A 21,786-nucleotide genomic window follows, 5' to 3' on the forward strand; every position below is an offset into this window, starting at 1 on the left:
CCGTCCCGGCTCAGTCCGGACAGCGTCGTTCCGTCGCGCAACTCGACTATTTCGGCGCCTGCAGCACGACGCCATAGCGGCCGTATATCCGATCGATCGTGCCGTCGCTTCGCAGCCGTTCCAGGGCTCGGTCGATGGCTTCGCGCAATGCATCATCCGGGCGGATCATGCCGACGGCGACATTCCAGTTGAGATCGGCGATGCTCTCATCACGATCCAGGATCCGGAGCGGATTGTCCGGATGCGTCAGATTGAAATAGCCTGCCGCAGTGGGTGTGACCGCGGCGGCATCGATCTCACGGTTCGACACAGCCTCCAGGCTGTCGCTCTCGAAGCCGAACGTCGATAGGGGCACGTGCCGTTGCCCGATGATCATGGCGGCGATCGATCCGACCTGCACTCCCACCTTGGTATTTTCATTGAGACTCTTGAACGAGGTGAGCGGGCTGGATGACGGCACCGCCAGCGCGACGCCCGTGCGATAATATGGTTTCGATATCCTCAAACGTGTTTCGCCTTGCGCCTCGCGGTCGGCGATGGCGTCCAGGAGAATGTCACAGCCGGCGCTACGCATCTGGTACTGCGTGATGATCCAGTCGAGCCTCAGCGCCACACCGAGCTCGCGCGCCAGCACCTGTCCCAACTCGACCTGAAAGCCGGGCGGCTCGCCGGTCTTGCGGGCAAAGGGAAGCGAGTTGGGATGCGCGCACAGCCCGATCACGCCGCTCGCACGGATCGCGTCCAGGGTTCGCGCCTGCGCCGGTCCCGGCAGCCCGATGGCGGCAGCGACGATGACCGGCACGATCACCTTCATTCCACACCCTCATCTGGACGCATCGGGGTCTTCGCTGATTCAGCCTTCGCGTGGTTTCAAGGCGCGGATGTACTTGACGATCAGATCGATCTGCGCGTCGGTGAAAGCGCCATCGAATGCCGGCATCGCGCCTTGCTTGCCGTGCTTGATGCGGTTGCGAATGAAGTCGTCGTCGCGCGGCGAATTCATCAGTTGCGGCCCCTTGCCGGCAGCCCGTCCGCCGTCGGAGTGACAGAATCCGCAAGTTCCCGCGAACACCTGCTCGACCTCGAACGGCGCATTCTCGGGCGCAGGCGCCGCGGGTTGTGCTTGAGCCATTGCAGCGCACAGCAACGAGGCGCCCACCGAGGCTGATCTCAAATGCAGCTTCAACACGTTGACTCCATTCCTGAAGCAGGTGGCCGTTGCGATCAGCAAGGAGCGGGCTTGCACCCGCTCCTGCAGATCGTTTGCGGCGACTATTTCAGGCTGAAGACGACGAGCGCGCCGTCGTCACGTGGCATGCTCTTGTATACGCCGCCGAAGTTCGGCGCATATTCGTCAGCCAGCATGCCGCCGAAGCCGGCGGTCACGGCGATATATTGCTTTCCGCCGACGGAGTAGCTGACGATGCCGCCCTGGTGACCGGTGCCGTTGTTGTGCTTCCACAGCTCTGCTCCGGTTTCGGCATCATAGGCGTGAAGGACGCCGCGGGAGTCCGGCACGAAGACCAGATTGCCCGCCGTCGACAGCACGCTTCCAAGCGGCGGCTCGGGATAGCGGACCTCCCATTTCTTCGCTCCCGTTATGGGATCACGCGCGTCGAGATGGCCATAGATCTCGCCGCCGGGAGGAGGCGTCATCTTGAAATCGGCGCCGATGTTGAGCTGGACCTGGGGCGTCGTAACCGGTGTCGTCTTCTGGATGTCCAGCGTCATGCACCATTCCTGGCCGATCTTGTAGTAGAGGCCGGTCTTCGGGCTGTACGAGCCGGCGTTCCAGCTGATGCCGCCGCCGATGAACGGACACAGAGGCGGTTCAGTGACTTTCCCGACCGAGAAATCGCGGCGGCCGATCAGCGCGCCGGTCTTGGGATCGATATCCTTGACGAAGTTGATGTTCTCGACCAGCCGCCAGACGTTCTTCACCTTGAGATTGCCGTCGTAGACGAAGACGAAGCCGCCCTTGTTCGGATGAACCACGTATTTCTGACCGTCGCGCTCGAGCATCACGAACTCTCCGACGGAGCTGTCAAAGTCCCAGGCGTCGTGCGGCAGTTCCTGATGATAGAATTTCAGCTTGCCGGTATCGATATCGAGGCCGATCACCGAAGTCGTATAAAGATTGTCGCCGGGACGTGCGCCTTGCGTCTTGTAGTCGGCGCCCGACCAATCGTAGAGCGGCGCAGGGTTCGCGGTGCCCCACAGGATGGTGTTGGTCTCGGAATCGTAGGTGCCCGGCATCCAGCCGCCGCCGCCGCCGGTGCGCCAGGACTCGTTGCCCCAGGTCTTCATGGCCTCTTCGGTGCCCGCGACCGTCAGGAATTCCCACTTCTTCTTTCCCGTCGTGGCATCGAGAGAGAAGATCGGGCCGCGGCCCGGCCATTCTCCACCTTGCGAGCCGATGATCACGCTCCCCTTCGCGTAAAGCGGCGCGCCGGTAAAGCCGACCGTGAGCTTCTGCGAGTCGATCAGCTTGGTCTCCCAGAGGACCTTTCCCGTCTTCGCATCCAGCCCGAAGACACGACCATCCATCGTGCCGACGAAGACCTTGCCATCGCCGAGAGCTACGCCGCGGTTGTAGGGGGAGTGGGTCTGCCGGCTGATGAGCGCCTCGTCCAGTTCCGGAAAGAACGACCAGATGACCTCGCCGGTTGCGCCGTTCAGCGCAAAGACGCGGCTGTAAGAGCCCGAGTAATAGAGCACCCCGTCAGCCACGAGCGGCATGGACTGCAGTCCACGCGTCGATCGCCCGGGGATGTGCATCCAGGCCACGCCGAGATTGCCGACGTTGCTCGTGTTGATCTGCGCGATCGGGCTGTAATGGTGGGACTTGTACGAGCCGTGATAGGTGAGCCAATCGTTCTGGCCGGCGGCCTCGATGCGCGCCGAATCAACGGCCTGGGCCGACGCCGCTGACGCTGCAAGTGTCGCAACGACAACGACAGGCAAGGCCGAGCTGAGCCACTGCTTTCTCATTTTCACTTCCTCCCGCTCTTGTATTTGTTGATTGCATCTCGTGAGCGTCGCCGCGAGGGATGTTTGCAGTTCAGTACGCGTCGATCGTCCTCCATCGGACCGAGTCGCCAACAGATGCCCCCTCTTTCGGCGCATCGCGGCGAAAGAGCGACGTTCACTATGTGATTGCTGTTGTACTTCTGCTTGCCGCTGCAGCTTACGACGGATCACAGCGCGTGCAAATACGGAACGCGCGCGAGACGACTTTGACGCACGGGGTGAATTGAAATGGCAGCGGCACTGACCGTTTCGACCTCGATCGCCCGGTCCCGGAAACGAAACGGCTTATCCGTAGAGCACTTTCGGCAGGATCGTGACGATCCCCGGCCACAGTGTCAGCAGCAGCACGAAGCCGATCATGATCATGAGATACGGCATCGTCACGCGGGCGATGTAGCCGAGGCCGTCATCGGTCAAGCCCTGAATGACGAACAGGTTGAAGCCGACGGGCGGTGTGATCTGCGCCATCTCGACGGCGAGCACGAGGAAGACGCCGAACCAGACCTCGTCGAAGCCGGCGCCCTTCACGATCGGCAGCACGATCGGCAGCGTCATCACGATCATCGAGAAGCCGTCGAGGAAGCAGCCGAGAACGAGATAGAAGACGATCAGCGCCACGATCAGCATGAACGGCGACAGGCCGAGCCCCTTGACGAAGGCGGCCACCGCCTGCGGGATGCCGAGGAAGGCTGCGGCATTGCCGAGGATCGAAGCGCCCAGCACGATCAGCGCGATCATCGAGCAGGTCACGACCGAGCCGATCAACACGTCGCGCATCACCTGCTGCGACATCGCGCCTTGCGCCCAGGCCACGAGCGCTGCGCCGAGCACGCCGACGGCGGCGGCCTCCGACGGGGTCGCGAGGCCGCCATACATCGAGCCGAGCACGCAGGCGATCAGGAACAGCGCCGGGGCGAGGTCCTTCAGCGCGGCGAAGCGTTCGCTCCATGGCACCTGCGAGAGCTTGGCTTCCGCTTCCGGCACCATGCTCCGATTGAGGCTCGCGTGCAGCATCACCCAGGCCATGAAGGTCGCGGCCAGCAGGAATCCCGGCAGCACGCCGGCCGTGAACAGCTTCAGGATCGAGACATCGCCGAGCACGCCATAGATGATCATGATGTTGGAGGGAGGGAGCAGGAACCCGAGCGTGCCGGCACCGGCGAGCGAGCCGATCGCGATGTCGCGGGAGTAGCCGCGGCGCAGCAGCTCGTTGAGCGACATGCGACCGATCACTTGTGTGGTCGCGGCCGACGAGCCCGAGATCGCAGCGAAGATGGTGCAGCCGATCACGTTCACATGCAGCAGGCGGCCGGGCAGCAGGCCGGCCCACGGTGCCAATCCCTGGAACAGCGAGCGCGACAGGCGGGTGCGGAACAGCAACTCGCCCATCAGGATGAACAGCGGCAGCGCAAGCAGCTCCTGCGTGGTCAGGATGTTCCAGGCGTATTGCGGCAGCAGCTTGTCGAGCGGGATCGAGCGGAACATCGGGAGCAGCATCGTCGCGGTCAGCGCAAGCGTCAGGCCGATCCAGACGCCGCAGGCCAACAGCGCGAACAGAATCGCGAACAGTGCGACGACTTCGATGGTCATGCGATCTTGGATCCGGGAATGGACAAAGCGGTCATTCGACGGGCGAGGCCTTCATGCGATGATCCTCCAGGGGCAGGCCGAGCGCGGCCTGGATCGCGCGCGCCAGGAACTGCAGCGTCAGCAGCAGCATGCCGAAGGTGACGACGGCTTCCGGAAACCACAGCGGCGTGTCGCTCGAGGTGGAGACCTGGCCGCGCACGAAGGCGCCCCAGGCAAATTTCGCCATGGCCGAGGTCAGGAACGCCATGAAGGCGAAGCCGGCCGCCGCCGAGAGAATCTCGAGCGCGCGCTGCACCGGCACTGGTGCGTTCTTCAGGAGCAGCACGACGCGGATATGGCCGCCGACACGTAGCGTCATGGCGGCGCCGAAGGTGAAGGACGCCGCCATCAGATAGGAGGAATATTCCCACGCGATCGAGATGCTGGGCGGGAAGAACGGCAGAAAGTTCGACAAGAAGCGGGTTGCGACCTCGCACAACATCAGCAGCGTCAGCATCAAGAGGCAGAAGCCGCCGATCCAGCCGTCGAGCCGGCCGAGGCGATCGATGCCGTCGAGGACGATGCGCAGCGGCGCGGGCGCCGCAGCATTGAGGCTTTGCGGTGCTTCGGGCGAAAGGCTCACCACTATCCCGCCCTCAGCCACGCTTCATTTCGGCGAGATAAGCCCGCACCGGCTTGTCGGCGGCCGGCACGCGCTTGAGGAAGGCATCGAGCTGCGGCGCTGTCTTGGCCCGGATATCCGTCATCATCGCGTCCGACACGGGCACCACCTCCATGCCGCCTTCCTTCAGGCGGTTGAGGCTGTCGACGTCGGCCTTGAGCGAATTGGCCCAGAAGCCCGGCTCCATCTTTGCGGCGATATCAGCGACGAGCTTCTGCTGGTCGGCGCTGAGCGCCTTCCACGAATCGAGATTGACGGTGAGCATCTGCGACGACCAGACGTGGTTCGTCGGGTAGACATATTTCAGGAATTCCCAGAACTTGCCGTCGACGCCCGACACCGACGAGGTGGAGACGCCGGCCACGGCGCCGGAAGCGAGCGCGGGAATCGTCTCGCCCCAGGGGATCATCACGGCCGCCATGCCGATCGCGTTCAGCATGTCGACCGCGTTCTTGTCGGGCACGCGGATCTTGATGTTTTTCAGGCCCTCGACATCCGCCACTTTGGCCTTCAGATGCAGATACTGCGTCGGCCACGGCACGATGTAGAGGATCTTCTGGTTGTTTCGCGCGGCGATCTTCTCGTATTCGGGCCGCACATATTTGTGCAGCACCTTGAGCTCGTCCACCGAGCCGCAGAGGAAGGGAATGCTCTCGACGCCCATGAACGGTTCGTCGCCGACCTGCTGGATGTTGAGGACGTCGGCGAGCGGAACCAAGCCGTCGCGCACGGCGCGCAAGTGCTCGGGGCCCTTGAAGCCGAGCTGACCACCCGCCTTCACGGTGATGTTGACCGTGCCGCCGCTCTGCTTCTTCACCTCCTCGGCGAAGGCAAAGGCGTTCTGGGTGTGGAAATTGCCGTCAGGCCACACCGTCGACATGTCCCAGCTTACCGTCGCCGCCCGCGCGCGGGTGGAGGCATGGCCGGCGGCGAGCAGCGTCGCTGCGCCCACGGTGAAGTTCCGCCGTGTGATCATTGCACCCCTCCGTTTGCTACGCGTATGACGCCTGAGGCGTCACCGCGAGTACCCATAAACTGCGACCGCCTTCTCGACGGACACGAGGCCGCTTTCGACGTCGTCATTGACTGCCGCGCGCCCGCGCTGGGCGGGATCGCCGATGCCGGCGCCGCCCGGTGTCAGCACCACCAACCGGTCGTCCGGCGGCACCTGCTGAAAGCCTTTCCCTCGCAGCTTCTTTCCGGACTTGAGACCGACATAGCCGGCCTCACCGTCCCCGCCGCCATCCCGGCCGCGCGGCGGATGATCGATGCGGTCGAACGCCGCGAGAATGTCGAACGGCGCATCGACGCCGCTGCCGACCTCGATGATCTGGCCGAGACCGCCGCGGGTGCGCCCTGCCCCGCCCGAATCCGGACGCAGCTCCTTGCGCCAGAAGATCAAAGGCGTCTGCGTCTCCGCGATCTCGACCGGCGTGCCGCGCACACCGCTTGGGTAAGCGGTCGCCGACAGCCCGTCCTTGCCGAAGCGCGCGCCGGTGCCGCCATTGGAGGTCACCGCCATGGAGAACCCGTAATTGCCGCCGACGCCGCTTCGCGTCTGGCCGCGCACGTTGAGATTCCACAGGCACGAGGTGCCTTCCGCAGGCACGCGCTCGGGAATGATCTGGCGCAGGCAGCCGAACACGACGTCGGGCAGCATCTGGCCGATGATGTGGCGCGAGGCGACCGGCGCCGGCTTCGGCGCATTGAGGATCGCGCCAGGGGGAGCCGACACCGTCAGCGGCGACAGCGAGCCGGCGTTGTTCGGGATCTGCGAGGCGACGACGCAGCCGAGGCCGAACACGGTATAGGCGGTGGTGTAGGACAAAGGCACGTTGATGCCGAACTTCGAGGCGGCGGAGGTGCCGTCGAAATCCACGTGGATGCCTTCGTCCGAGATCGTCAGGGTCGCAGCCAGCGTCACCGGCGCGTCATAGCCGTCGACCACCATGGTATTGCGCCAGCTGCCCTTCGGCAGCTTGGCGATCTCGGCGAGCACGGCATCGCGCGAACGGTCGCAGATGTAGTCGCCGAGCTCGTCGAGCGAATCGATGCCGAACTCCGTCATCATCTCGATCAGGCGCTCGCAACCGACGTCGTTGCAGCCGGCGAGTGAATAGGTGTCACCTTCGGTGTCGATCGGCAGCCGCGTGTTGGTCCGGATCATCGCCATCAGCGTCTCGTTGACGACGCCCTGGTCGATCAGCTTCAGCATGGGGATGTAGAGCCCCTCCATGAATACGTCGGTGGCATCGGGCCCGAAGCCGATGCCGCCGATGTCCATGAGATGGCTGGTGCAGGAGAACAGCGCCACCGGCTTGCCGTCCTTGAAGCAGGGCGTGGTGACGACGAAGTCGTTGAGATGGCCCGTGCCCATCCAGGGGTCGTTGGTGATGTAGGCGTCGCCTTCCTTCATCGTCTCGATCGGGAAGTGGTCAATGAAATGCTTGACCGATTCCGCCATCGAGTTGACGTGGCCAGGCGTGCCCGTCACCGCCTGCGCCAGCATGCGCCCCTTGAGGTCGAACACGCCGGCCGACAGGTCGCCGCATTCGCGCACGATCGGGCTGAACGCGGTGCGCAGCAGCACCTGCGCCTGCTCCTCGACCACGGCGATCAGCCGGTGCCACATGATCTGGAGGTCGATCAGGCTCGCGCCATTTGCCTTGCGCATGATCAGGCCGCCTTCCGTTCCATGACGATGCTGCCCGCACCGTCGATGTGGGCGTCAAAACTGGTGGAGACGAAGGTCGAGGTCTCGTCCTCCGCGATCACGGCGGGGCCCGTAATCGTCGCGCCGGGCGCCATGTCCTCGCGGCGATAGAGGGGGATCTCGATCACTTCGCCCGCGCGGCCGTCGAAGAACCTGCGGCTGCCGGATGCCTTGGCCGCGGGCATCCGTGCGACGGAAGCGACGGTGGGCGGATTGCGCGCGTCGGTGGTGGCGAGCACCGACCAGCTCAACACCTCGATGGCAGCCCCCGGGATTGGCCGCTCGAACATCGCGGAATAATCCGCCTCGAACTTCTGGCGTAGGCCGGCGAGATCGGCGGGCGCCAGCCGCCGGTTCGGCAGTTCGACCGAGATCTCATGGCCCTGCCCGACATAGCGCATGAAGGCGGCACGGCGCTCCCGCACCGGCGCACCGGCTGCACCCGGCTCCACCAATCCGCGCGCTTCGGTCACCATCTCCTGCAAGAGATCGGAGACGGCCTCGGTGTCAAAATCATCGAGCCGGACATGACGGCTGCGCACCAGCTCATAGGCGATGGGCGCCGCCAGGAAGCCCACGGCCGAGCCGACACCGGCATTCGATGGTACGATCACGCGGGAGACGCCGATCTTCTCGGCGACGCGGGCCGCATGCAGCGGCGCGGCGCCGCCGAAGGCGATCAGCGTGTGCTGGCCGATAATCTCCCCGCGCTCGACCGCATGCACGCGCGCCGCGCTCGCCATGTTCTCGCAGACGACTTCGTGGACAGCATAGGCCGCGGTTTCCGCGGACAGGCCAAGCGGCTCGCCGACGTCCCGAAGCAGCGCCTGCCTCGAAAGCTCCGGATCGAGCTTGATCGTGCCGGCCGCAAACGCATCGGGATCAATCACGCCAAGCGCGACGTCCGCATCCGTCACCGCCGGGCGCTGACCGCCGCGGCCGTAGCAGGCGGGTCCCGGCTCCGAGGAGGCGCTCTCGGGACCGACGGTGACGCGCTTCATCGCGTCGACATGCGCGATCGAGCCGCCACCGGCGCCGATCTCGACCATCTCGATGACGGGAATGCGCACCGGCAGGCCGGAACCCTTGAGGAAGCGCGCCGCGCGATCGACCTCGAACACGCGCGAGGTCTCGGGCTGGTACTTTTCGATCAGGCAGATCTTTGCGGTGGTGCCGCCCATGTCGAAGGAGAGCACCTTGCTCTCACCAAGACGAGCCGCGATCTGGGCCGCGAAGATGGCGCCGCCGGCAGGACCGGATTCGACGAGACGCACCGGAAAGCGTCGGGCAGTCTCGATCGAGGTCACGCCGCCGCCGGAGGTCACGAGATAAATGGCGCCGCGAAACTGCTCGACCTGCAGGGCATCGGCCATGCGGGCGAGATAGCCATCGATCAGCGGCTGCACATAGGCGTTGGCGACCGCTGTGGATGTGCGCTCATATTCCCGGATCTCGGGACACACTGCCGACGATACAGTCACGGAGATGCCGTGCATTTCATCACTGATGATCGCGGCCGCGCGGCGCTCATGCTCGGGATTGGCATAAGAGTGCAAAAACGCGATCGCGACGCTCTCGACCTTCAGCTCACGCAATCTCGGCGCGAGTGCGCGCACCGCCGCTTCGTCGAGCGGGAGACGAACGGCGCCATGCGCGTCAATGCGCTCGGGCACGGTGAAGCGCAGGCTGCGCGGCGCCAGCGGCTTCGGCTTGTCGATGCTGAGATCATATTGGTCGTAGCGGCTTTCGGTGCCGATATCGAGCACGTCGCGGAAGCCCTCGGTCGCGATCAGCGCGGTCTTGGCCCCGCGACGCTCGATGATGGCATTGGTCGCGAGCGTCGTGCCGTGAATGAAGACGTCGATGTCGCTGATATGCGCACGTGCATCGGCCAGAATGAGGCGCATGCCGTCCAGCACGGCCTGCTCGGGGCGCTGCGGCGTAGTCAGCACCTTGCGGGTTTTGCGATCTTGCCCCACGTCCAGCACGATGTCGGTGAACGTGCCACCGATATCAACGGCAAGCCGCACCTCGGCTCCCTCAAGCATTCCAAATTCTCCGTGCTGATCGTCAAGATTGGGGTCAAAAGCGCAGCAATTTCCATGCCATGGCGACCAGGAGAATGCCGCTCCCGGCTATTCTGCTTGGCACCTATGCAATAGGCAAGGCGCGTTCGCCGCCTGTACGATCAGAGCAGGAATGCAAGCGCTGTCTCGCAGCGCTCCTCGATCTTGAGCGTCAGAAGATCGTCGGCACGGGTACGGCCAAGGTTGACCGCCGCAATCGGAATATTGCGGCGCGCGGCGGCCTGGACGAAGCGGAAGCCGGAATAGACCATCAGCGAGGAGCCCACGATCAGCATGGCGTCGGCTTGCGTCAGATGATCCTGCGCGGTGGCGACGATGTCGCGGGGGACGTTCTCGCCGAAGAACACGACGTCAGGCTTGAGGACGCCGCCGCAGGCTTCGCATGGCGGCACTTCGAAGGAGGAAAAATCCTCGTGCTCCAGATCGGCGTCGCCATCAGGTGCATCCGCGGCATCGAGCGTCAGCCATGCCGCATTCGCGCGGCCAAGTTCGCGCTGAAACTCGTCGCGCGGTGTCTTGCGGTCGCAGCCCATGCAGCGGACAAGATCGAGCCGGCCGTGCAGGTCGATGACCTGCCGGTGGCCGGCCGACTGATGCAGCCGATCGACGTTCTGGGTCAGCAGCATCCCGCACCGGCCGTTCGCCTCGAGCCGGGCCAGCGCATGATGCGCATCGTTCGGCTTCGCCTGGCCGAACCGCCGCCAGCCGATCAGGCTGCGCGCCCAATAGCGCCGGCGCGTCTGCTCGTCCGACATGAAGGCCTGGAAATTGACCGGCTGGGTCCGCTTCCAGTTGCCTTGGCTGTCGCGGTAGTCGGGAATGCCTGAATTGGTGCTGCAGCCGGCGCCGGTCAGCACGAACAGACGTTCGTGCCGGCCGACGAAATCCTGGAGCGGAGCGTTTGACATAGTACCAGATGTAGGTCGCGAGGGCGGTTTTTCCAGACTACCGTCGGCGGGACGGGCCTCCTGCGATAGCTGACGGGTGAGATTTCTCCTGGTTTGCCGTGTGGGCGGCTTGCTGCAGCATCCGCCGAAACTCGTCACGCTTTTCGTGCACCGAGGCTATCGCATGCCCGACCTCGACTCCGAGGCCGACCAGCGCGGCTTCTGAAAGCTGCAGGCTCGCCTCGATGGTTTCCGGCACCGCGTCGGTGGCGCCGATTGCATAGAGGTGACGGGCATGATCAGCGTCGCGCGCACGTGAGACGATCAACACATCCGGCCGCACCGAACGGATCCGCTCGACGACGGCATCGATCGCCGTTCGCGACTGAATCGTAATGATCACGCCGGTCGTCTGCATCAGGCCGCAAGCTTCGAGAAAGCCCGGTTCTGTCACGTCGCCAAAGAAGACCTTATGGCCGCCGCGGCGGTCGCGCGCCACGGCGATCGGATCGTGATCGACCGCGATGTAGTCCACGCCATGTGTGGTAAGCAGCGAGCAGACCACTTTTCCAACGCGGCCATAGCCGACCACGATGGCCTGCGTTCGGCCACTGGGCGGCCGAACCGCGAGTTCCGGATCTGGCGGGCGCTCGCTATCCAGCTCCGCGGCCAATCGTCGTCCGACCATGCCAAGAAGCGGCGTCAATGCCATCGTCACGGCGGTGATGGCGACGACAAAGCTCGACACGCGAGGCTCGATCAGGCCGCCGGCCGACGCCATTCCGATGCTGACGAAGGCAAATTCCCCGACGGGACCCAGCAGGAAGCCGATCTCGATCGCCGCCGGCCATGAGAGCCTGAAGAGGCGCCCCAGAATGATGAGCACGATCGCCTTGCCGACGAGAATGCCGACAACGGCAGCCAGCAGCCAACCGGGCTCGCGCATGAACACGCGGAAGTCGATGGCCATGCCGACGGTGAAAAAGAAGATGCCGAGCAGCAGGCCCTTGAACGGCTCGACGGTGGCCTCGATGGCTTTGCCATACTCCGTTTCCGCCAGCATCAGCCCTGCAACGAACGCCCCGAGCGCCATCGACAGGCCGGCCTGGTGTGCGGCAAGCCCTGCGCCGACGATGACGAACAGGGTCGCCGCGACAAACAACTCCGTCGAATGGGTGCCCGCAACCATCTGGAAGAGCGGACGCATCAGCAGCCGTCCGATCAGAATGAGAAAAACGACCGCCACGACCGCCTTCAGGATCGCACTGGAGATGTGCGTCACGACCGAACCAGCGCTACCTGCACCGAGGACCGAAACGAAGACGAGAATGGGGACCACGGCGAGGTCCTGGGCCAGCAGCACCGAGAAGCTGGCGCGCCCGGCTGTGGTCGCAAGCCGTCTCTCGGCGGAGAGAATCTCGAGCACGATGGCCGTCGAGGACAGCGCAAGGCTCGCGCCAATGATAACGGCGGTATCGGAGTCTTGCCCGAATAGAAGCGCCACGCCGAATATCAAGGCGGACGTTGCCGCCACCTGCAGGCCGCCAAGCCCGAACACCAGCCGTCGCATCGTGACGAGCCGCCTGAAAGACAGCTCGAGCCCGATCAGAAATAGCAGGAAGACGATGCCAAGATTGGCGATACCCTCGACGTTCTGCGCATCCGTCACCGTAAACCAGTACAGGAACGGGATTTCTCGAACCACCGAGCCGAGCCCGAGTGGACCGAGAATGGCGCCGGCACCGAGATAGCCCAGCACCGGATTGATACCCCAGTGGCGGACGATCGGCACCACGACGCCGGCAGTGCCGAGGACCACCAGCGCGTCACTGTAGGCATTGATGTTGATGGTTGTGGTCACGAGCCCGTCACGTGTCGGCGCTTGCCAATAGCGGCCGCGGCGCCCGCGGTCGATAGCACACGGCGCCGCAGCCCCCAACCCGCCTGGTTTCTCCGTGCGGGCAGTGGCGGCCGCCGATGCGGATGGGACGTTCAGCTGGCCCAATTCTCCCGGAATTCAGGGAACAGCGTCAGGCCTCCGCAGGCATAGAGCGTCTGTCCAGTGATGTAGCTCGCGTCCTCCGAGGCAAGGAAAGCGAACACGGCGGCGATCTCTTCCGGCGTGCCGACGCGGCCCAGCGGAATGTGGCTGGTAACCACGCCGCGCTTTTCGGGGTCACCGGTCCATGCCACGTTGATCGGCGTGTCGATCGCGCCTGGTCCCACCGCGTTGACGCGAATGCCCCGGCTGGCAAATTCGAGCGCCAGCGTGCGCGTCAGATTGGCCATGCCTCCCTTGCTGATCGAATAAGCGAGATAGCCGGGTTTTGGAATGATCTGGTGGACGCTCGAGCAGTTGATGATGCTGCCGCCTCCGCCGCGTGCGACGAAGTGAGCGAGCGCCTTCTGCGCGCAGAGCACGGCACCGTTGAGATTGACGTCGATGATGCGGCGATAGGCTTCGACGTCGAGGGCCTCGCTCGGCGATTCCTTTTGGAAGCCGGCATTGTTGACAAGACAATCGAGACGTTTCCAGCGGGAAAAGATCGCCTCGAACATCGCAGCAATGTCCTGCTCATCGCCGACATTGGCCTTGACGATGCAATGATCGGGCTCGCCGTGGCCGCGCGAGCGCGAAGCTGCCCGAGCGAGCGCGAGCGTCTCCTCGGCCCGCTCCACGTTCTCGAAATAGTTGATGGCGACGGTTGCGCCTTCCTGGGCGAGCCGGACGGCGACGGCGCGGCCGATGCCTTGCGAGGCACCGGTCACCAGCGCGTATTGGCCGACAAGGCGCGAGGGAAACGAGGTTGAACGTTCGGTTTGCGGCATGGGTTCTCTCCGGAATGCCTCATCATCGGCAGAAGCGCATTTTTGTTCCATCCATCAGCGCATCGCAGGGCTTCATTCGGCGCGCCGCACCGCTGACGAGGTCAGGATCTGGTGAAGGATGATAGCCCCGAAGGTCGCGGTGCCGATCCCGCCGATCGTGAACCCGCCGAACCTGAGCGTGAGGTCACCAGCGCCCGCGGTCAGCGCCACGGCGACGGTGATCAGGTTTGCAGGATTGGCAAAGTCGACCCTGTTCTCGACCCAGATGCGTCCCGCCATTGCAGCGATCAACCCGAACAGCACGATCGAGAGGCCTCCGATGACTGCCCCGGGGATCGACAGAATCAGCGCGCCGAATTTCGGCGAGAAGCCGAGCATGATCGACACCGCCGCGGCGAAGGCAAACAGCAAGGTCGAATAGACCTTCGTCGCCGCCATGACCCCGATGTTCTCGGCATAGGTGGTGACGCCGGTGCCGCCGCCGCAGGCCGCGACGATGGTCGCAAGGCTGTCGGCGAACAGGGCACGGCCGAGATAGGCATCGAGACTGCGGCCCGTCATGGCGCCGACGGCCTTGATGTGACCGAGATTCTCGGCGACGAGAATGACCGCAACCGGCGCGATCAAGACAATCGCATCGGCATGGAAGCTCGGCGCGGTGAAGCTCGGCAGGCCCAGCCACGGCGCGGCCGAGAGTTGCGCAAAGTCGATCCGCTTGCCGAAGCCGAGGCCGTTCGCGAACAGCAAGTACAAGAGATATCCGCCGATCGCGCCGAGGATGATCGGGAGGCGACGCCACAGGCCTGGAGCGGCAACGGCCACGACGCCGATGATCAGAACGGTCGCGAGCCCGATTCCCGTGTCGAACGCATTGGCGCTCACCGCCTTGACCGCCACGGGCGCGAGGTTGAGGCCGATCGCGGCGACCACAGCGCCGGTGACGGTCGGCGGCATCAGGCGCTCGACCCAGCCGACGCCCGACCACATCACGATCAGGGCAATCACGCCGTACAGCACTCCGGCTCCTACGATGCCGCCGAGCGCCACCGACAGATTCGGGTTCGGCCCCTGCCCGGCATAGCCGGTGGCCGCGATGACGACGGCGATGAACGCGAAGCTCGAGCCAAGATAGCTCGGCACGCGCCCGGCGACGATGACGAAGAAGATCAGCGTGCCGATGCCGGAGAACAAGACCGCAACATTCGGATCGAACCCCATCAGCAGCGGCGCGATGATCGTCGAGCCCGACATTGCGACGCAATGCTGGAGGCCGGACACAGCAGTCTGGCCCCAGGACAGCCGCTCCTCGGGCATGATCACGCCAGAGGTCTTCAACGTCCAGCGCGGAAAATAGCCTTGCTGGTCCGAGCCCGTTGCAGTCGACATGTTTCCCCCAATTGCGGGCGCAACGACCCGATCTTCGTGCGAACAGACAAAAATGTGATTGTCGCTTCTGCTGCGGCCATCACATGATGCAGCTCATGCAAGATTCAAATCCTGCAAGATCAATGCGTTCCGGGGCTCACTCTATGACACAAGTCGCGATCCAGCCAGCCATCCATCGCCGGCACCAGCCCTGGTACAAGATCCTCTACGTGCAGGTCTTGATCGCGATCGTACTCGGCGTGCTCATCGGCTATTTCTATCCTGATCTCGGCAAGGCCTTGAAGCCGCTCGGCGACGGCTTCATCGCGTTGATCAAGATGATGATCGCGCCGGTGATCTTCTGCACCGTGGTGCACGGCATCTCCTCGATGGGCGACCTCAAGCGCGTCGGCCGGGTCGGGCTGAAGTCGCTGATCTATTTCGAGACGGTCTCGACCGTCGCGCTCGCGGTCGGCCTGCTGGTCGGTGAGATTCTCCAGCCCGGGCGCGGCTTCAACATCGATCCCGCCACCATCGATCCAAAATCGGTCGCGACCTACGTCACCAAGGCCAAGGAAGAGGGCATCGTCGCCCATCTGATGGCGATCATCCCCGACAGCTATCTGGGCGCAATCGCGCGCGGCGACCTCCTGCAGGTGCTGCTGATCTCGATTCTCTCCGGCTTCGCCATCGCCTTCCTCGGCAAGGCCGGCGAGCCCATTGCGGACGCGATCGACAAGGCCGCGAAGATGTTCTTCGGCATCATCCGCATCATCGTCCGCGTCGCGCCGATCGGCGCCTTCGGGGCGATGGCGTTCACCGTCGGCGCCTACGGTCTCGGCTCGCTGCTCAACCTCGCCGCCCTGATCGGCACGTTCTATCTCACCAGCATCCTGTTCGTACTGGTCGTGCTAGGTGCGATCGCACGGCTGGCGGGCTTCTCGATCCTGCGCTTCATCGCCTACATCAAGGACGAGCTCCTGATCGTGCTCGGCACGTCTTCCTCCGAGACGGTGCTGCCGCAGATGATCCAGAAGATGGAGCATCTCGGCGCCTCGCGCTCGGTGGTCGGCCTCGTCATTCCGACGGGATACAGCTTCAACCTCGACGGCACCAACATCTACATGACGCTGGCGACGCTGTTCCTGGCGCAGGCGACCAACACGCATCTGACCATCTGGCAGGAGCTCGGCATCCTCGGCATCGCCATGATCACCTCGAAGGGGGCCTCGGGCGTGACCGGAGCCGGCTTCATCACGCTCGCGGCGACGCTCTCGATTGTGCCTGATATTCCGATCCAGTCGATCGCGATCCTGGTCGGCATCGACAAGTTCATGAGCGAATGCCGCGCGCTGACCAACCTGATCGGCAATGGCGTCGCCTGCGTCGTCATCAGCATCTCTGAAGGCGAACTCGACCGCGACGCGCTGCACGAGACCATGGCCCACCCGCTGGAGATCGGCGAAGCGCTGGAACCGGGCGGAGGTGCGTAGATCGAAGACAGGCGCAGCCCAATTCCGATGCGGTAGTTTCCCGGAGTGGAAAATCGGCAGGATAAGCGTCACAAGAAGGCATTGGAATCACGGACTGATACTCATCTTTTTTACCCGACGCGCTGGGGGCAGGGCGTCGGGTTTTTATTATTCGAATGATGAGCCTTTGGAATCACGTTCGCCGGCAAGATCGAGCCGCCGCGTGACCCCGATTGCCTGCAGGAATGTCTCGTCATGACTGACGACGAGCAGAGCGCCGTCATAGGTTCTCAAGCCTGCCTCGACGGTTTCGATGGACTCGACATCCAGATGGTTGGTCGGCTCGTCGAGAATCAGCAGGGACGGCGGAGTCAGTCCGCCAAGCACACAGGCAAGGCCTGCACGAAACAGCTGCCCGCCGCTCAGGCTTCCGACGATCTGCAAGGCCGCATCGGCGCGAAACATGAACCGCGCCAGTGCGGCGTGGCATTCATTCGCACCCGCCTTCGGATTGAGACGCCCGAAATTGTGCAGGATGGAGATCGCGGGATCGAGTAGCCTGACCTTCTGGTCGAACAACGCGAAGTCCGGCCTGACCCGCACGGTGCCGGAGAGCGGGCGCAGCTCGCCCGCGATCAATTTCAGCAGCGTCGTCTTGCCGGAGCCGTTGGGTCCGACCAGCGCGACGCGCTCCGGACCGACGATCGTGAGCGATAGATCCCGGAAGACCGGCCGCTCAGGCCGATAGCCTACACTGACGCCGTCGAGCCAAAGCACCTCCCTGCCCTCCGGCAGGCCGGTCGCGGGCAACTTGACCGACAACGGCTGAAGAATCTCGATGCGCCGGCGCGCCCCATCCACAGCATCGATCGCGTCTGCGCGCCGCCGCTCGGCGATTTGTGCGTTCTTGCCGCCGCTGTCCTCGCTACGGTCCTTGCGTGCACCGGCCAGGATCCGCGGCATGTCGCCCTTGGCGCGTTTCTTCCTTCCGCTGCCATCCTTGCGCGCTTTCCTTTCCGCAGCCTCTTGGGCCTTGCCGTCGATCTCGGAGAGACGCTTTTCGGCATGCGCGAGGTCGTGCCGGACGGCCGCAAGCTCGACGGCCTTCTGCTCGCGATACCGACTCCAATTGCCGCCGTATCGCGTAGCTCCGAGCGAGGTCAGTTCGACGATCGCGTCCATGGTCTCCAGCAAGCTCCGGTCGTGGCTGACGACGATCGCGCCGCCGCGCCAGGCGGCGAGCAGATCGGTCACCGCTTTGCGTCCGTCCTTGTCGAGATTGTTGGTGGGCTCGTCCAGGAGCAGGAAGTCGGGCTCGGCGAAAATCAGTGCGGCGAGTCGAACCCGGGTGATCTGGCCGCCGGACAGGCAAGATAGCTCCGTGTCGGGAGACGAATCGAACCCGAGGCGCGCCAGCGCGGCTTCGAGCCGCGTCTCGAGCGTCCAGTCGATCGCAGCGATCTCATCGGCCGAGGCATCGCCTCGCTCCGCACGGCGAAGCAGGTCCAGTGCCAGCCGCGCGCCGAACAGGTCGGCCACGGTCGCGCCGGCAAGGACCTGCACATCCTGACGCAACAGGCCGATGGTCCCGTTGATCAGAACGCGCCCTGACTGGGGCACGGATTCCCCGGAGATCGACGCAAGCAGCGTCGTCTTCCCGACTCCGTTGCGGCCGACGAGACCGGTCCGCTCGGCTGGGAATGTCAGATCGATGTTGGAGAGAAGAGAACGGCCGTCAGGCGTGGACAGCGACAGGTTCGAGAGAACGATTGAGGCAGACATGGAATTCCCCGTGAGCAAGGCAGGTGGGCTTTGCGGTCGGGCTCATATCCATGGCTGCAAGTATCCTGATTGAGGAACTCTCCAAATAGTCCCATCGAACGGCGAGATCAAGGCACGCCGCGAGGAGACGACAGCGCGGGAGGCGCTGTCGTCCTTCGTCGCCGTGTGCGGTCAACCCTTCAGGGCGGTGACCACCACCTCGATCAGTGCGCCGCCGCCGAGATCGGCGACGCCGACGGTGGCGCGGGTGGGGAGATTGTCGCCGAAGAACTCGGTCCAGGCGGCATCCATCTCCTTCTTCTTGGAGAGATCGGTGACGAAGATCGAAGCGCTGACGACGCGAGACTTGTCGGTGCCGGCCTCCTTCAGATAGCCGGCGATCTTGCCGAGGATGTTGCGGGTCTGCTCGCCCATCGAGACTGAGGTGTCGTCGGCAATGGTGCCACCGAGGAAGACGAAGCCGTTGGCCTCGACGGCGCGGTGCATGATGGGCGTGCGAATGCTGCGGTTGATGCTCATGATGTCCTCTTCTTAGAGCGTGGAGGGATGGAAGCGATCGATGCCGAGATCACTGACGCGAGTCTGGGTGCCCCCGTTGACGATCAGCTCCGCCATCACGGCGCCCGCGCCGGGGCCGAGCTGAAAACCGTGCAGCGAGAAGCCGAACTGGTGATAGAGGCCCTTGTGACGGCTGCTTGGCCCGAACACGGGCAGATCGTCCTTCATCCTCGCCTCGATGCCGGCCCATGCGCGAACGATGGTGGCGCTGCGCATCACCGGGAATAGCTCGAACACGGTCTGCGCGCTGGTCGCGAGGCTCTTCCAGTCCAGCACCGTCTCGTTCCGGTCCTGGTCGGGCGTCGCCAGATGGCCGCCGCCGATCAGCACGGTGCCGTTCTTGAATTGCTTGAAGGAGAGTTTGCGCCCGCGCAGGATCACGACGGGATCGATGAAGTGTGGCACGCGCGAGGTGATCATCAGCATCGGCGCAACGGTCTCGACTGGAACGGCTTCGCCGAGGGCGGCTGCGATCCTGCCGGCCCAGGCGCCCGCGGCGTTGACGAGCACCGGCGCAGCATAGCTGTCCGTGCCGACGTCGACGTGCCAGAGCCCATCGCTGTAGCGGATATTGCTGGCGGCCACGCCCTCGCGCACGGTCGCACCTAATTGCTCCGCCTTGCGACGGAATGCCGTCGTCGTCTGCGCCGGATTGGCGGCTCCGTCCCGGCGCGAGACCACGCCGCCGGGACAGGTCTCGGCGACGGCCGGCACGAGGCGCCGTAGTTCAGTCGCGTCGATCAGCTCTTCATGGGTAAAGCCGAGCGCGTTGAGCTCGGCGACACGCGCGCGACAGATCGCGAGCTCCTCCTCGTCTTCCGCGACCAATACCTGGCCGTGGCTCTCGAAGCTGCAATTGTCGTCGAGGAGATCTGATATCTTCTCCCAGATCCCCATTGAGCGGATCGAGAGCGGGATTTCGGGAACATGCCGTGCGAGCTGACGGACTCCGCCGGCATTGACACCCGAGGCATGGCGGCCGGCGTAGTCCTTCTCGATCAGCACCGGCTTCAGGCCGGCGAGGCACAGATGCAACGCGGTCGAACATCCGTGGATGCCGCCGCCGACGACGATCGCATCCACGTTCCTGGTCATCCGCGCACCACGGCCTTGACGTCGGCTTCGGTCTTCGGAACGGTGGCCAGCTCGGCGAGCGTGATCGGCTTCACCGGCGCGCGCAGACGGTAATAGCCGATCTCCTGCGGGGACTTGCCGCGCGCCTGCGCCATCAGCTCGGTGACGGTGAGGCCGCAGAGCCGGCCCTGGCACGGACCCATGCCGGTGCGGCGATAGGCCTTGAGCTGGTTCGGCCCGGTCGCGCCGATCGCGACGGCATCGAGCACGTCCTTTGCCGTGACCTCCTCACAGCGGCAGACGATGGTGTCGCCTGAAGGAATGCGGAATTGCGGCGCTGGGCGGAACAGGGTGTCGAGGAAGACGCGGCCGCGCTCGGCCTTCGCGAGATCGGCGCGGAGCGTTGCAATTGCAGGGAGCTTCGCCGCGGCTGCAGGTGCTAGTGCATCCACCGCCGCACGCGCCGCGATGCGGCCGCGGACTACGGCTGCATTTGCGCCGCCGATGCCTGCCCCGTCCCCTGCGATAGCAATGCCGGCGACCGACGAATGGCCGCTCGCATCGAGCACCGGCGACCAACACAATTGCAGATCGTCCCAGTGATGCTCGACGCCAGCCGCCATCGCCAGATTGACGTTGGGCACGACGCCCTGATGCAGCAGCAGCAGATCCGCAGGTATGGTCTCGCGCTTGCGGCCGGCGACATAGCTTACGCTGGCGAGCAGGCCGTCACCAGCCGCAGAGAGCTCGGTGACGCCCGAGACGACCTGCACCTTCGCCTTCACCTCGCGCATCATCGACAGGCCCTTGGCGAAATAGGGCGAGGTCAGGAACGCGAAGGCGTGCGGCAGCGCCGCGAGATAATTGCGGCGCTCGGTGGTGTCGAGAATGCGGTCGATGCGGCCGCCAAGTCGCAGGATCTGCGCGGCGAGCAGCCAGAGCAGCGGCCCCTGCCCTGCGATCACCGTGCGTCCATCGGGCACCAGTGCCGAGGACTTCAGCATGGTCTGCGCCGCGCCCGCGGTCATCACGCCCGGCAGCGTCCAGCCGGGAATCGGGAACGGCCGCTCCAGCGCGCCGGTCGCAAGAATCACACGCTTGGCCTTGACGAAGGCGGATGCGCCGCCGATGGACACGGCGATCTCGAGATTGCGGTCGAGGCTCCAGACCGTGGCACGATGGATGACCTCGGCGCCGCTCGCACGCAGCGCCTGCACGAGATCGGCACCGACCCAGTAATCGGCGCCGAGCTGGTTGCGGTTGGTCACCGGCGTCGAGGAGATCGCGCGAAACACCTGGCCGCCGGGGCCGATATTCTCGTCGAGCAGCAGCGTCGAGAGGCCGGCCTCGGCGGATGTCGCGGCAGCAGCAAGGCCCGCGGGCCCGGCGCCGATCACCACGACGTCGTAGTCTTCGGACTTGGGAGCCACAGTCATTTTCCGATCTCCCGCTTGCCCTTCTGGATTTCGACCTGCATGCCCTCGGCGACGGGCACGAGGCAGCCTTGCCGATTGCCGACGCCGTCAATCGTGACGAGGCAGTCGAAACACACGCCCATCATGCAATAGGGCAGACGCGGCGCGCCGCTCACTGCGGTAGAACGCCGTGCGTCAACGCCGGAGGCCAGCAGCGCGGCGGAGACGGTGTCACCTTGGCGCGCTGCGACGGCAACGCCGTCGACGAAGATCTGGACCGGTGGACGCTGGTCCTGTTCGGATCGCCTGAACATGGGGATGCC

18 protein-coding genes are annotated in these 21,786 nt (G+C 64.6%); 1 reads left to right on the forward strand and 17 read right to left on the reverse strand.

Annotated features, from left to right (window positions below; genetic code table 11):
* Positions 1–46 precede the first annotated feature (46 nt).
* From ABIG06_RS05955 to ABIG06_RS06010, 12 genes are all read right to left on the reverse strand, one after another.
* Positions 47–814 carry a substrate-binding periplasmic protein gene (locus tag ABIG06_RS05955; protein WP_370135017.1) on the reverse strand — a complete coding sequence of 256 codons (768 nt, stop codon included), beginning with the start codon at positions 812–814 and terminating at the stop codon, positions 47–49.
* 39 nt (positions 815–853) lie between these two features.
* The gene (locus tag ABIG06_RS05960; RefSeq protein WP_124159129.1) at positions 854–1,132 is read right to left on the reverse strand and encodes a c-type cytochrome; all 279 of its coding nucleotides are present in this window, start codon (positions 1,130–1,132) and stop codon (positions 854–856) included.
* Between the two features lie 140 nt (positions 1,133–1,272).
* Positions 1,273–2,991, reverse strand: a complete 1,719-nt coding sequence (locus tag ABIG06_RS05965; protein WP_370135020.1) for a pyrroloquinoline quinone-dependent dehydrogenase — start codon at positions 2,989–2,991, stop codon at positions 1,273–1,275.
* Positions 2,992–3,315: 324 nt separating this feature from the next.
* The gene (locus tag ABIG06_RS05970; RefSeq protein WP_370135022.1) at positions 3,316–4,620 is read right to left on the reverse strand and encodes a TRAP transporter large permease; all 1,305 of its coding nucleotides are present in this window, start codon (positions 4,618–4,620) and stop codon (positions 3,316–3,318) included.
* A gap of 31 nt (positions 4,621–4,651) precedes the next feature.
* Complete coding sequence (locus tag ABIG06_RS05975) at positions 4,652–5,245, reverse strand: TRAP transporter small permease subunit (protein ID WP_124159467.1); 594 nt, start codon at positions 5,243–5,245, stop codon at positions 4,652–4,654.
* A 10-nt stretch (positions 5,246–5,255) separates the two neighbouring features.
* The gene (locus tag ABIG06_RS05980) at positions 5,256–6,257 is read right to left on the reverse strand and encodes a TRAP transporter substrate-binding protein (protein WP_370135025.1); all 1,002 of its coding nucleotides are present in this window, start codon (positions 6,255–6,257) and stop codon (positions 5,256–5,258) included.
* Positions 6,258–6,296: 39 nt separating this feature from the next.
* Positions 6,297–7,955: a hydantoinase B/oxoprolinase family protein gene (locus ABIG06_RS05985; RefSeq protein WP_370135028.1), complete on the reverse strand. Its 1,659-nt coding sequence runs from the start codon at positions 7,953–7,955 to the stop codon at positions 6,297–6,299.
* A gap of 2 nt (positions 7,956–7,957) precedes the next feature.
* Complete coding sequence (locus tag ABIG06_RS05990) at positions 7,958–10,042, reverse strand: hydantoinase/oxoprolinase family protein (RefSeq protein WP_370135031.1); 2,085 nt, start codon at positions 10,040–10,042, stop codon at positions 7,958–7,960.
* A gap of 140 nt (positions 10,043–10,182) precedes the next feature.
* Positions 10,183–10,989, reverse strand: coding sequence for an NAD-dependent protein deacetylase (locus ABIG06_RS05995; RefSeq protein ID WP_370135034.1), 807 nt, complete (start codon positions 10,987–10,989; stop codon positions 10,183–10,185).
* A gap of 37 nt (positions 10,990–11,026) precedes the next feature.
* Positions 11,027–12,829, reverse strand: a complete 1,803-nt coding sequence (locus tag ABIG06_RS06000; RefSeq protein ID WP_370135036.1) for a cation:proton antiporter — start codon at positions 12,827–12,829, stop codon at positions 11,027–11,029.
* A gap of 131 nt (positions 12,830–12,960) precedes the next feature.
* Complete coding sequence (locus ABIG06_RS06005) at positions 12,961–13,797, reverse strand: SDR family oxidoreductase (RefSeq protein WP_370135039.1); 837 nt, start codon at positions 13,795–13,797, stop codon at positions 12,961–12,963.
* A gap of 72 nt (positions 13,798–13,869) precedes the next feature.
* Complete coding sequence (locus ABIG06_RS06010; RefSeq protein ID WP_370135040.1) at positions 13,870–15,183, reverse strand: solute carrier family 23 protein; 1,314 nt, start codon at positions 15,181–15,183, stop codon at positions 13,870–13,872.
* Positions 15,184–15,326: 143 nt separating this feature from the next.
* Here ABIG06_RS06010 and ABIG06_RS06015 point away from each other — a divergent pair, with 143 nt between their 5' ends.
* Positions 15,327–16,655 carry a dicarboxylate/amino acid:cation symporter gene (locus ABIG06_RS06015; protein WP_370135043.1) on the forward strand — a complete coding sequence of 443 codons (1,329 nt, stop codon included), beginning with the start codon at positions 15,327–15,329 and terminating at the stop codon, positions 16,653–16,655.
* Between the two features lie 147 nt (positions 16,656–16,802).
* Here ABIG06_RS06015 and ABIG06_RS06020 read toward each other — a convergent pair whose 3' ends face one another.
* From ABIG06_RS06020 to ABIG06_RS06040, 5 genes are all read right to left on the reverse strand, one after another.
* Entirely contained in the window at positions 16,803–18,416 is a 1,614-nt protein-coding gene (locus ABIG06_RS06020; RefSeq protein WP_370135045.1) for an ABC-F family ATP-binding cassette domain-containing protein, read from the reverse strand.
* Positions 18,417–18,587: 171 nt separating this feature from the next.
* Positions 18,588–18,935, reverse strand: coding sequence for a RidA family protein (locus ABIG06_RS06025; protein WP_124159140.1), 348 nt, complete (start codon positions 18,933–18,935; stop codon positions 18,588–18,590).
* Between the two features lie 12 nt (positions 18,936–18,947).
* Positions 18,948–20,069 (reverse strand): NAD(P)/FAD-dependent oxidoreductase, encoded by a 1,122-nt coding sequence (locus tag ABIG06_RS06030; protein ID WP_370135047.1) that lies wholly within the window; start codon positions 20,067–20,069, stop codon positions 18,948–18,950.
* Positions 20,066–21,484 carry an NAD(P)/FAD-dependent oxidoreductase gene (locus tag ABIG06_RS06035; RefSeq protein WP_370135049.1) on the reverse strand — a complete coding sequence of 473 codons (1,419 nt, stop codon included), beginning with the start codon at positions 21,482–21,484 and terminating at the stop codon, positions 20,066–20,068. The genes ABIG06_RS06030 and ABIG06_RS06035 overlap by 4 nt, the downstream gene beginning before the upstream one ends.
* Positions 21,481–21,777 (reverse strand): (2Fe-2S)-binding protein, encoded by a 297-nt coding sequence (locus ABIG06_RS06040; RefSeq protein WP_124159143.1) that lies wholly within the window; start codon positions 21,775–21,777, stop codon positions 21,481–21,483. Before ABIG06_RS06040 ends, ABIG06_RS06035 begins: the two co-directional genes overlap by 4 nt.
* Positions 21,778–21,786: the final 9 nt, after the last annotated feature.

Origin of the sequence: Bradyrhizobium sp. USDA 326, from assembly GCF_049739485.1 — a bacterium.
Lineage (GTDB): Bacteria > Pseudomonadota > Alphaproteobacteria > Rhizobiales > Xanthobacteraceae > Bradyrhizobium.

What these genes read in the sequence shown, in the direction of transcription:
- ABIG06_RS05995 (WP_370135034.1), bottom strand. Translation starts at nt 10,989, where the DNA reads ATGTCAAACGCTCCGCTCCAGGATTTCGTCGGCCGGCACGAACGTCTG.
- ABIG06_RS06025 (WP_124159140.1), bottom strand. Translation starts at nt 18,935, where the DNA reads ATGAGCATCAACCGCAGCATTCGCACGCCCATCATGCACCGCGCCGTC.
- ABIG06_RS06040 (WP_124159143.1), bottom strand. Translation starts at nt 21,777, where the DNA reads ATGTTCAGGCGATCCGAACAGGACCAGCGTCCACCGGTCCAGATCTTC.
- ABIG06_RS05965 (WP_370135020.1), bottom strand. Translation starts at nt 2,991, where the DNA reads ATGAGAAAGCAGTGGCTCAGCTCGGCCTTGCCTGTCGTTGTCGTTGCG.
- ABIG06_RS06015 (WP_370135043.1), top strand. Translation starts at nt 15,327, where the DNA reads ATGACACAAGTCGCGATCCAGCCAGCCATCCATCGCCGGCACCAGCCC.
- ABIG06_RS06035 (WP_370135049.1), bottom strand. Translation starts at nt 21,484, where the DNA reads ATGACTGTGGCTCCCAAGTCCGAAGACTACGACGTCGTGGTGATCGGC.
- ABIG06_RS05990 (WP_370135031.1), bottom strand. Translation starts at nt 10,042, where the DNA reads ATGCTTGAGGGAGCCGAGGTGCGGCTTGCCGTTGATATCGGTGGCACG.
- ABIG06_RS05955 (WP_370135017.1), bottom strand. Translation starts at nt 814, where the DNA reads ATGAAGGTGATCGTGCCGGTCATCGTCGCTGCCGCCATCGGGCTGCCG.
- ABIG06_RS05970 (WP_370135022.1), bottom strand. Translation starts at nt 4,620, where the DNA reads ATGACCATCGAAGTCGTCGCACTGTTCGCGATTCTGTTCGCGCTGTTG.
- ABIG06_RS05985 (WP_370135028.1), bottom strand. Translation starts at nt 7,955, where the DNA reads ATGCGCAAGGCAAATGGCGCGAGCCTGATCGACCTCCAGATCATGTGG.
- ABIG06_RS06010 (WP_370135040.1), bottom strand. Translation starts at nt 15,183, where the DNA reads ATGTCGACTGCAACGGGCTCGGACCAGCAAGGCTATTTTCCGCGCTGG.
- ABIG06_RS06030 (WP_370135047.1), bottom strand. Translation starts at nt 20,069, where the DNA reads ATGACCAGGAACGTGGATGCGATCGTCGTCGGCGGCGGCATCCACGGA.
- ABIG06_RS06020 (WP_370135045.1), bottom strand. Translation starts at nt 18,416, where the DNA reads ATGTCTGCCTCAATCGTTCTCTCGAACCTGTCGCTGTCCACGCCTGAC.
- ABIG06_RS05960 (WP_124159129.1), bottom strand. Translation starts at nt 1,132, where the DNA reads ATGGCTCAAGCACAACCCGCGGCGCCTGCGCCCGAGAATGCGCCGTTC.
- ABIG06_RS06005 (WP_370135039.1), bottom strand. Translation starts at nt 13,797, where the DNA reads ATGCCGCAAACCGAACGTTCAACCTCGTTTCCCTCGCGCCTTGTCGGC.
- ABIG06_RS05980 (WP_370135025.1), bottom strand. Translation starts at nt 6,257, where the DNA reads ATGATCACACGGCGGAACTTCACCGTGGGCGCAGCGACGCTGCTCGCC.